Genomic DNA, 13,761 nt, shown 5'->3' with positions numbered 1-13,761 from the left:
AATTTATATGTTGATATCAATGATTGCTGCGATGGCAAAGAATCGTGTGATTGGGGCTGATAACAGTATGCCTTGGCACCTTCCGGCAGACTTAGGTCACTTCAAGCGTACGACTTTGGGTAAGCCCGTAGTGATGGGGAGGAAAACCTATGAGTCCATCGGTAAAGCCCTTCCCGGTAGATTAAACATCGTCATTAGCCGTGATTCTGAGTACCAGCTCGAAGATGCTATCGTTGTGTCGAGTTGTGAGGACGCTGTCAAAGCCGCTGGCGATATAGACGAACTGATGATAATTGGTGGCGGCACAATTTACAGTCATTTTTTACCATTATGCCATCGCCTGTATTTGACTCAAATTGACTTGGCCGTGGCAGGAGATACGTATTTCCCTGATTATAATCAGTCAGCTAATTGGGAAGTTATAGAAACGGAGTCTCACTTAGCCGATGAGAAAAATAAGTATAACTATCAATTTCTTACCTTAAATCGTGTAGAGAGTTAATTAGAAGATTATATGCGCCCAGAACTTAATCTCAGTGATGTGGAAATTGTTGAATTTGCCGAGTTGGATATCGCCATTTTAAGCCATCGAGGCTCACCGCGAACTTTACCGCTGAGTATTCAAAACTTCGTTGCGTGGCGAAAAGCCAACCAGCTTTCGCCTGTCAACAGTCGTACATTTAATATTATTTATGATGATCCTAGGCAGGCTACTGAAACTGAATACCGTTTCGGATTAGGCGTAGAAATTAAATCGAATTCCTATGCTCTGGCTGAAAATACGCATTTTGAAACCATTCCTAGTTGTCGATGTGCCTATTTTAGACACATAGGGTCAGAACATTTATTGTCCCATAGCTTAGAGTTTTTGTTCACCCACTGGCTCAATGCTACGCAAAATCTCCCAGGGAAATTCCCGCTATTTTTCGAACGTGTCAGCTTTGGACCCCAAGTGTTAGAAACAGAAATGATCACAGATATATATTTACCCTTAAATTAGCCTTAAAAATCGTATTTTAGCGCGCTAATTACTTCTGTGTTTTTACACTTCGTGATACTTTAATAGTAAGCAATTTTTAAGTTGAGCAAAATAATGCCAAAAGCGAGTGAAGTAAAAAAGAATGCCGCAATTGAACATAATGGTAAAGTCTATCTTGTAAAAGATATCAACAAACTTACCCCTAGTGGCCGAGCTGGTGCGAGTTTATACCGTATGCGTTTGTATGAGGTTTCTACAGGGGCAAAAGCAGATGAAAGTTTTAAAGCGGATGAGATGATCAATACCGCTGAGTTCTTCCGTCGTAAAGTCATGTTTTCTTACGTTGACGGTACAGAATACGTGTTTATGGACAGTGAAGATTACACACCATTTTCATTAGACAAAGATACTATTGCTGAAGAGTTGCTGTTTTTTACAGAGGAAACTGAAGGTCTACAGATATTGATTGTAGATGGTAAACCTGTAGGGATAGAACTACCTGCGTCTGTTGAGCTAGTCATTACTGAAACTGACCCGTCGATTAAAGGCGCATCGGCAAGTGCGAGAACTAAGCCAGCGACACTTTCAACTGGGCTAGTCGTTCAAGTACCAGAATATATTGCAGCAGGTGAAAAAATTAAAATTAATACGGCTGAACAAAAATTTACCAGTCGCGCGTAATTTTGGGTCATAAGCCATTATAATTCGATGAAAAAGATAACCAAAATAGCCTCACTTATCGGTGGGGTTATTTTGTGTTTTTTTCTGTTTAATTTCATTACAAATAAGCAAATCCAAAAAAATGACGAGGTTACTTCGTCACTCAATCCTGAAATTGCCTTTACTACTTCCTCTAATGCTACCCCGTTGAAAAAAAACACTCAGCAAGTTGCCGAACAGCAAATTGCTTCAATCGAGTCTGGGCCCGAAGCCGATCCCAACTATATTGTTGAATGCGATGTGGAGCAAATCACCGACTATCAAGGCATGAGCAATGGGGAAATATTTGCCAGTTTTGACAGTTCATTGTCAGAACACAAGCAGTTGGCTTATGCGTTATTCTCTGATTTGTCAGAACAAGCCAGTCGACTAGATAAGTTATTCTCGTTCAATCATCGTTTCCCCAATAATTCCCTAGCACTGGAACAAATTCTAGGTTTATGTACAGAAAATAAAGGTCATCAAGGTTGCAATCAGCAACTGGTTGAACAGGCGATTTCTGTTGGAGGGGATAACGCTGCAATGTGGTTCGCTGTTGCTAATTTTCACGCAAGTAGAAATGCTCTTGATTTGGTTAAAGATGCGCTTCGCCAAGTTAATAGCGCTCCGCTATTCGAAGAAAGTTTCGCAGATTATATCGGACTTTATATAGATAGCTTACAAGGTCGCCCAAATGAAAATTTTACACGAAATGCGCTTTCTGCTTTTGGGGCCGCTGCAACGCAACCGAGTTTTTTCAATATTATATCTAAGCTGTGTACCGACAAACCTAAACAGGATGTTGAGTTTTTACAACTTTGTTTATCCTTAGGGCAGACGATGGAATTTCAAGGAAAAACTAATATTACGCAAAATATCGGCATGGCTTATCAAGAAGTGATTTACGAACTTGAGGGTAATGATTTGGCACTAAAGGAGCTAGAGCTAAGAAGGGAAAAACATTTTGAACATTCGATTATTCTTTTTCATAAGGCGACAAATTTAGCGTTATTTGATCAACGTTTGTTTCGTAGTTGGTTAGAAAATCTGCGAAACTTAGGTGAGCAAGCTGCTGCGCGTTTAGTGATTGAAGAAGCAATTGAGCTATCAAAAAATACCTTCTATCAACCCTGTCCTTAAGGTTGTTGATTCGCCATTTTGGGGATTGACGTTAGCCTGCTTTGACCATGTGTAACGCCGCCGCTTTGCATGCTTCAAATTCATATCTAGATTGAGATACCCTGGAGGACACCAAACCTCCTTGCAACAAAGCAAATGCTATTATGGCTAACTCTTCAGCAGACTTATTCGTTATAGCAAATACGCCTTTGTCTCTGCCATTTTGAATCATTTTGGCTAAGGAATGTTGATGCAGATTATATAACTCTTGTACTTTTGATTTTGTCCGTTCGGGAACCGCGTCCCAAGTCGCAGCAAAACTGGCTGCAGGGCATAGTTTTTGTGCCGCTCCAATATGGTTTTCAAACCAATTAACGTAGATGCTTAGTTGATTTTCTACCGGTTCATTTTGAATCTCGAGCAAACTTTGTTGCAGCATTTTCATTAAGCGATCAATGATAGCTTCACTCAGATCTTCTTTGGTTTGAAAGTGATAATAAACACTGCCTTTTTTAATCCCTACACCTAAGGCAAGCGTTTGAAAGGAGACACTAGAAAATGACTTGGTTTGCAATATCTCTTGCGCCAAGTCCATTAAGGCAACTTTTGTCGGATTTATAGTATTCATTCGACTACCTTACGTCAGCTTTTCAGCTGGTTCAACTTTTGTTCGACGAATACTTTAACTGCTTATCACCCGCACAGTAGCAGTGGATTTTAGACGGAAGCTTCTCTGTCTTTTAGTAACGTGAAGGTATAAACGTAACCATATACACCAGTAAAAAAAATACTTGGGGCAACGGTTAACCACAGGTTGGGAGTTTGATTCAACCAATTTACTGTTATAGCAATAGTGGCCTGAACCAATAAGGGAAGAATAGGTGCTAAAAGTGTACCTGGTACCATAGTACCACTGGCTTTTTGCGCAGATAGATTCAATGCAGCGTTAAAGGTCTTAAAGATAGCAATGTTCTGGGTTGTTTTAGAATGTACTGTACAGATAATTGGTACAACAAAAATAAGCGAAAAACTACTTTGTCCAAATTTCTGCACTGATTTTTCTAATGCAAAGGTGAAAAGTAAGGTGATAGTCGCGCTCAGCGTGCCCTGAACGATAGCCGACCTTAATACTAAACTAGAATCCTCAGAGACCATATTGTTGGCCCAATAGGTCCAAGCAAAATAAAACACAAAAGAGATGAGTGCAGATAAAACTAAACGTAAATTTGATGACATAGGTAACCTTTGTTTGTGCGAAACCAAAGAATGAGTCCTTAGTCACGTATAAATTCGACTGTGCATTACTAACTGTATTATCGGCTAGTTGGAATCTTAGACCTGCAAAATCATATTTCTATTTCATAGCAATGATCTTTTGCCTCAATAGATGACTATACTGTAGTCTATTGTGAAATAAATCCTCAATAAAATGGAGAGTTAGATGGCAACTGTTACATTACAAGGCAATTCTTTTGAAACTGTTGGTGAATTACCAGCAGTAGGAAGCAAAGCACCAGATTTCAACTTAGTTAAAGTTGATTTATCATCTGCTACCTTAGCGGATTACGCGGGTAGTAAAGTTATTCTAAATATATTTCCGTCTGTCGATACTGGCACATGTGCTACCTCTGTTCGCAAATTTAATGAAAAAGCTGCTGATCTGGATAACACCAAAGTGATTTGTGTTTCTGCAGATTTACCCTTTGCTGCGGCTAGATTCTGTGGTGCAGAAGGTATTGAAAATGTTATTACCGGTTCTAGTTTCCGTGGTTCTTTTGGCGATGATTATGGTGTCGCATTTAAAACGGGTCCACTAGCGGGTTTATTATCTCGTTCAGTAGTGGTTATCGATGCTGATGGTACGGTAATGTTTACTCAACAAGTAGCTGAAACAACTGACGAGCCTGATTACGACGCGGCATTAGCTGCACTATAGTTTGGTTAATTGACCAACCCCTAAGCCGGTGTTTAAGGGCAGGTTAAGCGAAAAATTTCGGCCTGAAACAAATCGTTGCAGGCCGCATCTTTAGCTCTAAGGTTAATTTGTAGGTTATTACGAATAAACCCCCGCAATACAGAATGTCCTTATAGGCAGTTGCTTTGGCGTCGTATAATGGCTAAGTAGCTGCAGTGAAATACAGCGAAGAGACAGAAAACAAAAAAGACGTCAATTTTGACGTCTTTTTAATTACTATTTTGATGTTTAATCATCTTTGTTAAACAGCGCTTCTAGATTTAATCCTTGGTGTCCTAACATATCCCGTAAGCGTCGTAATGCTTCAACTTGGATTTGTCTTACCCTTTCTCTGGTGAGACCAATTTCAGCGCCAACATCCTCTAATGTAGAAGGTTCGTATCCCATCAATCCAAAGCGTCTAGCTAAGACTTCACGTTGTTTGGGGTTCAGTTCTTCTAACCAACGAATGATGCTACATTTGATATCTTTATCTTGTAAATCTTCTTCTGGACCGTAACCTTTTTCATCAGCAATGATATCTAGTAGTGCTTTATCATTCTCACTTCCAATTGGTGTATCAACAGATGTGATTCTTTCGTTTAATCGCAACATTTTAGTTACGTCTTCAACGGGTTTGCCAAGTGAATCTGCAATTTCATCTGCAGTAGGTTCATGATCTAGTTTCTGAGCGAGCTCCCGTGATGCTCTGAGATAAACATTTAATTCTTTTACCACATGGATAGGTAATCGGATAGTTCTGGTTTGGTTCATGATCGCTCTTTCGATGGTTTGTCTTATCCACCAAGTAGCGTAGGTTGAGAAGCGGAAACCGCGTTCAGGATCAAATTTTTCTACAGCTCGAATTAGTCCTAGATTACCTTCTTCAATTAAATCTAATAAAGCCAATCCACGATTGTTGTAACGTCTTGCTATTTTGACGACCAAACGTAAATTACTCACAATCATGCGTTTGCGAGAGGCTTCGTCTCCCTTTAAAGCGCGTCGTGCAAAATACACTTCTTCTTCTGCTGACAACAGAGGTGAAAAACCTATTTCACCCAAATACAACTGCGTGGCGTCCAAGTTTTTCTGGATTTCTTCTTGGCCAGCCAGTATTTCTTCCATGGGATCTTTCTCATCATCGGCTTCAATTTCTGCTAATTCCGAGTCGATTTCTTTTTCGTTTACAATCGGCTCAGCCAAATTTACAACGATGGTATTTTTGTCACCCATATACAATTCTCCTAAAAGATTTTATTTAGTCCACATTTCTCCTATAGGCCTTTCTAATTATTATTTATTGTTATTATCTACTAGGTAAATACTTCAATGGGTCAACAGACTTGCCCCTGTACCTAACTTCAAAACGAAGCTTAACTTTATCGGTACCTGTACTTCCCATGGAGGCTATTTTTTGCCCCGCCTTAATCCACTGTTGTTCTTTTACAAATACAGCATCATTGTGCGCATAAGCACTCAAAAAAGACTCAGAATGCTTAATTATGATCAACTGACCATAACCTCTCAAAGCGTTCCCAGTGTATACAACTTTGCCATCAGCGGCGGCAACGACTTGGTCACCTTTAGAACCCCTGATTTCAATACCCCGACTGCCTTGCTCTGAAAGCGAAAATTTAGTTGCTAATTTCCCTTTTGCAGGCCAAATCCATTTTTCTATTCTACTAGGGAATTCAATGGTTTCTGACCGCTTGTAAGGTTTGTTAACATCTTTGTTACTTTCACCATACGCTTGCTTTCGTGGTGGGTCAACTGTCCTGTTTGTTTTTGTTTTGGTGGTCTGACCAGGTTGGTTATTTACTCTTTTTTGAACTGCTTTAGGTGGCGTTTTTAAGACTAATTCTTGTCCTGGATAAATTGCATAGGGCTTTCTTATGTTGTTTTGTGAGGCGATATCTCGGTAGTCATTTCCGGAAAACCAAGCGATTGAAAATAAAGTATCGCCTTTTTGGACAATATACTTGCTGCCTGTGAATCCGTTCTTTTCAAAGTCGCGATAATCTTTCCCTTGGTAGAGTTCGATCACTGGGGCAGGGGTAGAGCGGTTGGAGCAGGCGGATAGAAAGACAATTGTTAGACTAAGAGGTAAGATGAAAGCTAGCGCTGAGAAATGTTCTCGCCTTATGTTATTTGCCCATAAACTCGCCAGCTTCTGCATCTGAATTAATCCGGTTTGGTCCCCAACTTTTCTAGAAAAACAACCATAATAGCGCCGATAAGCATCAAAGAGATTGCAGGTATCAGTTGCGCTGGTAGTCCACTGGCAGCCTCATAAGTGGCGGGTAACACGTTGTTCTCTACTAAAGGAATAACTTTTCCGTGACGATTGACCACGCTCTCCACAACTAGTTTCCATGGCCATACTTTGTTTAAAGAACCTAACATAAAGCCCCCAAGTAAGGCCAATGTCATCGTTTTATGTTTTTCAAACATCCAGTGTAAAACTCGAGAAAATGACAATAGACCAACCACACAGCCGCCAGCAAACAGGGCTAGGGTACCAATTTGAAAGGACTTTACGGCAGAAAGAATGGGCATGTACATGCCTAACAATAATAGAATAAAGCTGCCCGATATGCCTGGAAGTATCATTGCACAAATTGCGATCATGCCTGATAGGAATACCATAAGACTGGTAGCTTCAACATGTGTTGGGGTTATAGTAGTGATGTAAAAAGCCGAGATAGCCCCGCAAAGAAAAGCAACTAATATGCTAGCACGCCATTTGTCGATATGTCGCACTACCGACCAAACTGCGGCCAAAATTAAGCCAAAGAAAAATGACCAGAGTAAACTAGGGTAGCTATCGAGTAAAAATATAACAAGGTGTGAGGCGCTAATCACGCTGACTAGAATGCCACCAAAAACACACGCTAGAAAAGCGCCATTGATATGTTGCCAAGCGGCTAAGATTCCTTGTTTAAATAAGATGCTTAGCGCTTCAGGTCCACATTGCTTCAAAGAATAGATTAATTCTTCATAAATGCCTGTCATAAAAGCGATAGTTCCGCCAGACACGCCTGGAATAGCGTCTGCAGCTCCCATCAGAGCACCTTTTAACCCTAGGCCAACAAACTGCTTAGTGTTTCTACTAATTGGTTTCACTAATTTACTTCCTTGGTAATTGACAAACCTTAAATGATATCGCCGGCGACGAGTGGAACAAAACGCACAGATTCCACAATCGTGGTATTGAACTCATCTTTATCACGCACGACCACATGTAGTTTTTGATCGTCGGTTCCAACGGGAATCACTAACATGCCGCCATCATTCAGTTGTTGATAAAGTTCCGTCGGCATATGACTAGCCGCTGCGGTAACGATAATTCCGTCAAAAGGACCTTTATTTGCCCAGCCTTTCCAGCCGTCACCATGTTTCATCGATACGTTGTGTAAATCCAATTGATTCATTCTGCGTTTAGCTTGGAACTGTAAGGCTTTAATTCGTTCAACACTAAACACTTTATTGAACAATTGCGCCAAAATAGCGGTTTGATATCCTGAGCCTGTGCCAATTTCTAATACTGAATGGTTTTGAGCATCAGAACTAAGCAAAAGTTCGGTCATTTTAGCGACTATGTAGGGTTGTGAAATGGTTTGCCCTTGGCCAATCGGTAATGCCGTGTTTTCATAGGCTTTATGATGCAATGCATCTGGCAGAAACAATTCTCGAGGTGTTGCGGCAACGGCCTGCAATACTCGTTGTTCCTGTATTCCTTCAGCATGTATCAATTGAGCTAAAGATTGACCTTTTCTAGTGGCGCGTTTCATGTGATTCCTTGTACTTCATCTTATTGTTATGTGATTTCTATATCTAACCATTTTTTCATGTCATTTAGACTATTGTAAGCTGTCATATCTACACTCAAGGGAGTGACAGAGCAACGGTTCTGCGCCACAGCGTAAAAATCGGTTCCCGGGCCTGCGTCTTGTTCTTGGCCTATTGCGCCATACCAATAAACGTCCTGACCCTGAGGGTCTTTATCTTTTACCATGCTTTCAGCCCGATGGCGACGCCCTTGACGAGTCACTTCGATGCCTTGCAGATCTTGGTAGGGAACATCGGGTACATTAATATTAAGAATTTGGTCTGCCGGCAATGGATGTTTGTGCAAACGCTGAATAATTTCTACTACTACTTTGGCTGCTGTTTCAAAGTGTTTACATTCGTGACTTGCTAGTGACACTGCGATAGCAGGTAAACCCATGAATCGCCCTTCTGTTGCCGCCGCGACTGTGCCGGAATAGATAACGTCATCACCTAAATTGGGGCCATGGTTGATCCCAGAAACAACCAAGGTGGGGTCTTTTGCTAGAAACTGGTTTATGCCCAAATGCACACAGTCAGAAGGAGTTCCGTTAACTGCGTAAAATCCGTTATTTTGTTTTTCGATTCGCAACGGTTTTCGTATCGATAGGGCATTACTAAAAGCGCTGCAATTTTCCTCCGGCGCGATCACTGTTACATCATAGAGTTCACTTAAATGGGCGTATAAGGTTTCTAAGCCTTCGGCAAAAAAACCATCATCATTGCTCAGCAGTACTTGCATTTATTAACTCTCTTAATACTGACGTTGCAAAGCATCCTGCAGGCAACGAAAATTGTATATTCAGCGTATCTGAGCTAATTTGCCACTGTAAATCTTGTGGTTTCAAGCAAATAGCTCGACGCTCCTGTTTTAAGCCCAATGCCGCAAGTAATTGACATACGTTGAGTTGTTGCTTTGCGACTTGTTGCTCAAATTCTTTTACTTGACCTTCGGTGGTTAGCTCACCGGTTCCCCACATTGGCGCAGATAATACAATATCATTTTTTTCTAAGCGCAACCGCGTCTCGTGATCTATTTGTTGGGCAATAAAAAAACTATTGCTGCCAGTTAAAATACAGGCCTCGCCAGGTAGTGGTGTAGCATAGGTTTTTTGCAATAACCGTTGGTGTATAAATTCGTTGAATAACCAAGAACGTAACGCTGAAATTGCCATTGAGCGCTTATTTCGATTGCGAATGGTTTCACCGTTTAGCATCGTTTGTGCTAATAATAAGTTTCCCCCCGCCTGATGATGGCGAGATTCACCAAAACGCTGGGCGCCAAAATAATTCGGTACACCATTTTGCTGAATATACTCTAATCTTTGGGTTAACTGTGAAGTATCTGTTATCTCGCGTACAACTAGTTCAAAGCGATTACCTTTTAACGCCCCAACTCGCAGCTTCTTGTTGTGTCGTTTAGATTCAAGGATACGCAAACCATCTAATTGTAAGTCTTGCCATTCAAAGGTTTGTTTCCCTGGGGCGTGAACACCGAACCATTGCTGGGTTAATGCGTGTTTGTCTTTGCGCCCAGCATAAGTAATAGCGCGCAAAGGAAGACCGCAAAATTTGGCTAACTGTTCCGCGACAAAAGCGGTGTTTAAACCTTCTTTTTGCACCCACAAATGAATATGCTCACCTTCACCTGTCAGTTCGTATCCGAGTTCTTCACGTACTACAAAATCAGCGAAACTCGATTTAATTGTACCCGATGCGGTTGGCGCCGATTGTTGATGCAGCCAGTGCTCAGTGCCCAAAGCAATCATGTATTGGCTACTTGCAATAACACTACAGCGTGGCAGGCTATGCCTTCTTTTCGACCAGCAAACCCGAGTTTTTCAGTGGTTGTGGCTTTCACATTCACTTGTTCAATATCCACTTGCAAATCGCTACAAATATTCTGCCTCATGGCGGAAATATGCGGCGCCATTTTGGGTGCTTGTGCCACAATCGTCATATCTAAATTAGCCAATTGATAGCCTTTTTGGCGAATCAGGTCATATACATGTTTTAGTAATTCTCGGCTATCTGCACCTGCATAAGCTGAGTCTGTGTCGGGGAAATGCTTGCCAATATCACCTAAGGCGCAGGCCCCTAATAAAGCATCACACAAAGCGTGTAGCGCAACATCACCGTCGGAGTGTGCGACCAAGCCCATTTCATAATCGATGAATTCACCACAAATGACTATGGGGCCTTCATCACCAAATTTATGTACGTCGTAACCATGACCAATTCGCATTGCTATTTTTCCTGAGATAAATAAAACCTCGCCAATGCTAAATCATTGGGACGGGTTATTTTAATATTGCGTTCGCTTCCCTCAACTAAATTAACCGGCCATCCAGCCCATTCCATCGCCGACGCTTCATCGGTGATAGTCACACCTTGCTCTAGTGCTTCAGTGAGTGATTGTCTAAGTTGCTTAAGTGCAAAAAACTGCGGTGTTAAAGCATGCCATAGCCCATCTCTATCGACGGTTTTAGCGACACGATTTGGATGCGCTTGTTGAGCACGTTTCATCGTATCTTTAACCGTATTCGCGAGTATGCCTCCACCATTATTCTTCTCGTAAAGACTGAAAAGTTGGTCCAAATCAGCATGACTGACACAAGGGCGAGCGGCATCGTGAACGGCAATCCAATCTGCATTATTGACTGCGCATAAACCGGCCAACACTGAATCTGCACGCTCTGAACCTCCGTCCACTCTCGTTATCCATTCTTGCTGACTTAAGGGTAGCAAGTCAAAATAAGGATCCTGCGGATCCAGTGCGATAACAATATGGGAGACTCTAGGATGGGTAATTAACTTTTCAACAGTGTGTTCCAACACAGTTTTATCGCCAATTTTCAAATACTGCTTGGGTTTGTCTGCCTGCATGCGTTTACCGACTCCTGCTGCAGGAACAATTACGCTAAAACTGGGGAAATGTTGAGTCATGGATTCATAAGTCGTTTGCAGTTTAAGTTCGCACCAGTTTGAAATCTATTATGTAGATTTCAAACCAACAAATTTTATATTTTCAATAAATTAGAGTCGGCAGCTTTGCTTTAACTCATTTAATCTTGAGCTGGCAGAATGCGGTAAAATGTCTCACCTTGTTTAATCAATCCTAGCTCATTTCTGGCCCGCTCTTCCATCGCATCGACACCTATTTTAAGGTCGTGAATGTCGGCTAAAAGCAAATTGTTGCGCTGGATTAAATCAGCATTTCTGGCTTGTTGTTCTTCGACTAACTGTTTAATTTCAATATAATCGGGAATACTGTTTTTACCGAACCAAAGACGATATTGCAGTAATAAACATAAACTCACGAGAATTAACGTGATCCATTTCATATTTGTCTGCCCTCGCCACTGCAATAATGTCAATATTATGCCGAGAATCCACAGCCAAAGCCAGCACTAACCCACCATGGAATGATAACTAGTTGCCGAATAATTTATCTTTTAGTTTATCTTTGAGCTTATCTTTTTGTTTTTCAAGGACGTTATTAAACTGCGCGTTTAACATTTCTTCCATGCTGCCCAAATCGCCATCCACCGCACTCTGCCAATCAATCCATTGAGTTAATTGGGCATTTTTGTCGCCTAAAACATTTTGCGCTTTACTATCAAGTTTAGTGCGCAATTCTCCTAGTTTAGAGGTTTGATCAGCAGTCAGGTTGGTTAACATGGTTTTGCCAATTTGCTGATCTAAATCGGAACTAAAGGAAACATCGGGATGCTCGAAACTGCCAGCAATCTTGGTATTAATGTTAAGGTTGCTCAAGCCGGTTAGGGTTTCTGCGATCACTTTTGTTAGGTTATTGGTGCCTGTTGCGGCCATGCTCAATTGCTTGAAGTCAATGTTACCCGTGCCTTTCATTATGCCATTGGCAACGGCTAAATTACCGCTACTGCCCATTAACGCACTTTCAACTTTGGTTGATAGCTTTTGTTCTTCTAGCAGCGCAATTTCCTGCAGTTTAATGCCTTTTAGATCCCACTCCTGACGTGCAACCATACCGAGATCTGAAAATTCAAAATCTCCGTCTACTTTCAACGATTGCCATAACGAACTCGTGCTTGAATCAATCTTAAAAGTAGTTGGTTGGCCTATTCTGTTATGTTGGTGGGTGATGTTTAACCACTTAGAAGCAATGGTTTCTTGTTGCCATGTAAGGGAAATGTCTGCTTTCTTAACCCAGATGTCTGGGAGTTCAGCGGCATCAGCAAATTCAATCCACTTACCTTCGGCGCGCTGTTGCTGCTGTTCGCTTTGAGCATTGCCCATTAATGGCGCGGCGATTTGGTATGCACTTAATAGATAGTTGCTCCAAACGGCGGCTTTATCGCCAAGGATCATTCGAGTAACGTCTTGAATTGCGCCTTGCTCACCGGCAATCAAATTTTGTAATTGCTTATAATCTTGTTCTGGAGCAGATTTCAGTTCGGCTAACTTGGGAGATAAATCTTTTTGTGCAGCTTTTACTGCCTCGTTGAAGGCCTCAATCTTTTGTTTATCTAGGTTGATTTCTTCCCGTAGGGCATCGAATTGTTTTTTAGCGGCAGCAAGTTTAATTGGATCTTTATAATCTGTTTGGGTAAGAGACTCTATTTCAGTTTTGTAATCTTGAAGTTTCTCTTTACTAGGAAGTTCAGCATATTTTGCTTTTACGTTTTCACTGTGTAGAGCGTATGAGTTCTGAACTTCTTCTATAGCTTTGTCTGTTTTCAAAGGTGAACGGGCTAATATTTCGTCGACACTGGGAATATTTTGCGGATCAACAATCGATTTGGCTCCCGCTTCAATACGTGAAACGTTATAAACACTACCTTCAGTTTCTCGTGGTTGACTAAAAGCCACTCCAGAGATAGTCATATCGTCGATGATAATTTTGTTTAATAACAGCGGCGCTAACTCGATTTGTGCGGTTAGTTTGTCTGCTTGAACTTGGTTATGAGTAGGTTGATTCGGATCGGTTAATTGTATATTTTCAAAAGTAACCCCAAATGGCGAAAAGCTGTGAGATACAGATTCGATATTCACTTCTGCACCTGTGACTTCTTCCAAACCAATGGTCGTTGCCAGTTTTATCCATGTATCTAAAAAAAGAATCAAAATAGCGCTTATTAAGCCTACTATCGCTATAAAGCCTACCAGTCCTTGCCAACGAATAATTTTATTCATG

General features: G+C 41.3%; 17 protein-coding genes. 5 read left to right on the top strand and 12 right to left on the bottom strand.

What is annotated here, in order from left to right; translation table 11 throughout:
• The first annotated feature begins 7 nt into the window (after positions 1-7).
• From folA to ABWV72_RS00645, 4 genes are all read left to right on the top strand, one after another.
• Positions 8-502, top strand: coding sequence for a type 3 dihydrofolate reductase (gene folA / locus ABWV72_RS00660; protein WP_342805335.1), 495 nt, complete (start codon positions 8-10; stop codon positions 500-502).
• 12 nt (positions 503-514) lie between these two features.
• Positions 515-1,000: an AraC family transcriptional regulator gene (locus ABWV72_RS00655; protein ID WP_353368331.1), complete on the top strand. Its 486-nt coding sequence runs from the start codon at positions 515-517 to the stop codon at positions 998-1,000.
• 93 nt (positions 1,001-1,093) lie between these two features.
• Entirely contained in the window at positions 1,094-1,660 is a 567-nt protein-coding gene (efpL, locus tag ABWV72_RS00650; RefSeq protein WP_216049059.1) for an elongation factor P-like protein EfpL, read from the top strand.
• Positions 1,661-1,687: 27 nt separating this feature from the next.
• Entirely contained in the window at positions 1,688-2,818 is a 1,131-nt protein-coding gene (locus ABWV72_RS00645; RefSeq protein ID WP_353368330.1) for a hypothetical protein, read from the top strand.
• A 31-nt stretch (positions 2,819-2,849) separates the two neighbouring features.
• Here ABWV72_RS00645 and ABWV72_RS00640 read toward each other — a convergent pair whose 3' ends face one another.
• Together ABWV72_RS00640 and ABWV72_RS00635 are read right to left on the bottom strand one after the other, a co-directional pair.
• Positions 2,850-3,425, bottom strand: coding sequence for a TetR/AcrR family transcriptional regulator (locus tag ABWV72_RS00640; RefSeq protein WP_216049057.1), 576 nt, complete (start codon positions 3,423-3,425; stop codon positions 2,850-2,852).
• A gap of 89 nt (positions 3,426-3,514) precedes the next feature.
• Positions 3,515-4,033: a hypothetical protein gene (locus tag ABWV72_RS00635; protein ID WP_216049056.1), complete on the bottom strand. Its 519-nt coding sequence runs from the start codon at positions 4,031-4,033 to the stop codon at positions 3,515-3,517.
• Positions 4,034-4,238: 205 nt separating this feature from the next.
• Between ABWV72_RS00635 and tpx the strand changes: the two genes are divergently transcribed.
• Positions 4,239-4,733 (top strand): thiol peroxidase, encoded by a 495-nt coding sequence (tpx, locus tag ABWV72_RS00630; protein ID WP_303500457.1) that lies wholly within the window; start codon positions 4,239-4,241, stop codon positions 4,731-4,733.
• Positions 4,734-5,000: 267 nt separating this feature from the next.
• On the opposite strand, the gene rpoS is transcribed toward tpx, so the two are convergent.
• From rpoS to ABWV72_RS00580, 10 genes are all read right to left on the bottom strand, one after another.
• Positions 5,001-5,987: an RNA polymerase sigma factor RpoS gene (rpoS, locus tag ABWV72_RS00625; RefSeq protein ID WP_216049054.1), complete on the bottom strand. Its 987-nt coding sequence runs from the start codon at positions 5,985-5,987 to the stop codon at positions 5,001-5,003.
• Positions 5,988-6,060: 73 nt separating this feature from the next.
• Entirely contained in the window at positions 6,061-6,930 is an 870-nt protein-coding gene (locus tag ABWV72_RS00620; protein ID WP_353368329.1) for a peptidoglycan DD-metalloendopeptidase family protein, read from the bottom strand.
• Between the two features lie 5 nt (positions 6,931-6,935).
• A complete protein-coding gene (locus ABWV72_RS00615) occupies positions 6,936-7,877 on the bottom strand; it encodes a polyprenyl-phosphate transporter (RefSeq protein ID WP_303500461.1) in 942 nt (313 codons plus the stop codon).
• Positions 7,878-7,906: 29 nt separating this feature from the next.
• Positions 7,907-8,545 (bottom strand): protein-L-isoaspartate(D-aspartate) O-methyltransferase, encoded by a 639-nt coding sequence (locus ABWV72_RS00610; RefSeq protein WP_216049052.1) that lies wholly within the window; start codon positions 8,543-8,545, stop codon positions 7,907-7,909.
• 26 nt (positions 8,546-8,571) lie between these two features.
• Positions 8,572-9,324, bottom strand: a complete 753-nt coding sequence (gene surE / locus ABWV72_RS00605; protein WP_353368328.1) for a 5'/3'-nucleotidase SurE — start codon at positions 9,322-9,324, stop codon at positions 8,572-8,574.
• Entirely contained in the window at positions 9,302-10,351 is a 1,050-nt protein-coding gene (gene truD / locus ABWV72_RS00600) for a tRNA pseudouridine(13) synthase TruD (protein WP_353368327.1), read from the bottom strand. Before truD ends, surE begins: the two co-directional genes overlap by 23 nt.
• A complete protein-coding gene (gene ispF, locus ABWV72_RS00595) occupies positions 10,348-10,827 on the bottom strand; it encodes a 2-C-methyl-D-erythritol 2,4-cyclodiphosphate synthase (RefSeq protein WP_353368326.1) in 480 nt (159 codons plus the stop codon). The genes truD and ispF overlap by 4 nt, the downstream gene beginning before the upstream one ends.
• 2 nt (positions 10,828-10,829) lie before the next feature.
• The gene (gene ispD / locus ABWV72_RS00590; RefSeq protein WP_353368325.1) at positions 10,830-11,528 is read right to left on the bottom strand and encodes a 2-C-methyl-D-erythritol 4-phosphate cytidylyltransferase; all 699 of its coding nucleotides are present in this window, start codon (positions 11,526-11,528) and stop codon (positions 10,830-10,832) included.
• A 119-nt stretch (positions 11,529-11,647) separates the two neighbouring features.
• Positions 11,648-11,926, bottom strand: a complete 279-nt coding sequence (gene ftsB, locus ABWV72_RS00585) for a cell division protein FtsB (RefSeq protein WP_216049047.1) — start codon at positions 11,924-11,926, stop codon at positions 11,648-11,650.
• Between the two features lie 88 nt (positions 11,927-12,014).
• Positions 12,015-13,760 (bottom strand): TIGR03545 family protein, encoded by a 1,746-nt coding sequence (locus ABWV72_RS00580; RefSeq protein WP_353368324.1) that lies wholly within the window; start codon positions 13,758-13,760, stop codon positions 12,015-12,017.
• Between the last annotated feature and the right edge of the window lies 1 nt (position 13,761).

This window comes from Aliiglaciecola sp. NS0011-25 (assembly GCF_040370605.1).
GTDB lineage: Bacteria > Pseudomonadota > Gammaproteobacteria > Enterobacterales > Alteromonadaceae > Aliiglaciecola > Aliiglaciecola lipolytica_A.
Note: the sequence above shows the minus strand (reverse complement) of the source record. Positions and strands in the feature narration are given on the sequence as shown.

Bases quoted from the DNA above. Each gene is read 5' to 3' on its own strand.
- folA (WP_342805335.1), top strand. From the start codon at position 8: ATGTTGATATCAATGATTGCTGCGATGGCAAAGAATCGTGTGATTGGG.
- ABWV72_RS00655 (WP_353368331.1), top strand. From the start codon at position 515: ATGCGCCCAGAACTTAATCTCAGTGATGTGGAAATTGTTGAATTTGCC.
- efpL (WP_216049059.1), top strand. From the start codon at position 1,094: ATGCCAAAAGCGAGTGAAGTAAAAAAGAATGCCGCAATTGAACATAAT.
- ABWV72_RS00645 (WP_353368330.1), top strand. From the start codon at position 1,688: ATGAAAAAGATAACCAAAATAGCCTCACTTATCGGTGGGGTTATTTTG.
- ABWV72_RS00640 (WP_216049057.1), bottom strand. From the start codon at position 3,425: ATGAATACTATAAATCCGACAAAAGTTGCCTTAATGGACTTGGCGCAA.
- ABWV72_RS00635 (WP_216049056.1), bottom strand. From the start codon at position 4,033: ATGTCATCAAATTTACGTTTAGTTTTATCTGCACTCATCTCTTTTGTG.
- tpx (WP_303500457.1), top strand. From the start codon at position 4,239: ATGGCAACTGTTACATTACAAGGCAATTCTTTTGAAACTGTTGGTGAA.
- rpoS (WP_216049054.1), bottom strand. From the start codon at position 5,987: ATGGGTGACAAAAATACCATCGTTGTAAATTTGGCTGAGCCGATTGTA.
- ABWV72_RS00620 (WP_353368329.1), bottom strand. From the start codon at position 6,930: ATGCAGAAGCTGGCGAGTTTATGGGCAAATAACATAAGGCGAGAACAT.
- ABWV72_RS00610 (WP_216049052.1), bottom strand. From the start codon at position 8,545: ATGAAACGCGCCACTAGAAAAGGTCAATCTTTAGCTCAATTGATACAT.
- surE (WP_353368328.1), bottom strand. From the start codon at position 9,324: ATGCAAGTACTGCTGAGCAATGATGATGGTTTTTTTGCCGAAGGCTTA.
- truD (WP_353368327.1), bottom strand. From the start codon at position 10,351: ATGATTGCTTTGGGCACTGAGCACTGGCTGCATCAACAATCGGCGCCA.
- ispF (WP_353368326.1), bottom strand. From the start codon at position 10,827: ATGCGAATTGGTCATGGTTACGACGTACATAAATTTGGTGATGAAGGC.
- ispD (WP_353368325.1), bottom strand. From the start codon at position 11,528: ATGACTCAACATTTCCCCAGTTTTAGCGTAATTGTTCCTGCAGCAGGA.
- ftsB (WP_216049047.1), bottom strand. From the start codon at position 11,926: ATGAAATGGATCACGTTAATTCTCGTGAGTTTATGTTTATTACTGCAA.
- ABWV72_RS00580 (WP_353368324.1), bottom strand. From the start codon at position 13,760: ATGAATAAAATTATTCGTTGGCAAGGACTGGTAGGCTTTATAGCGATA.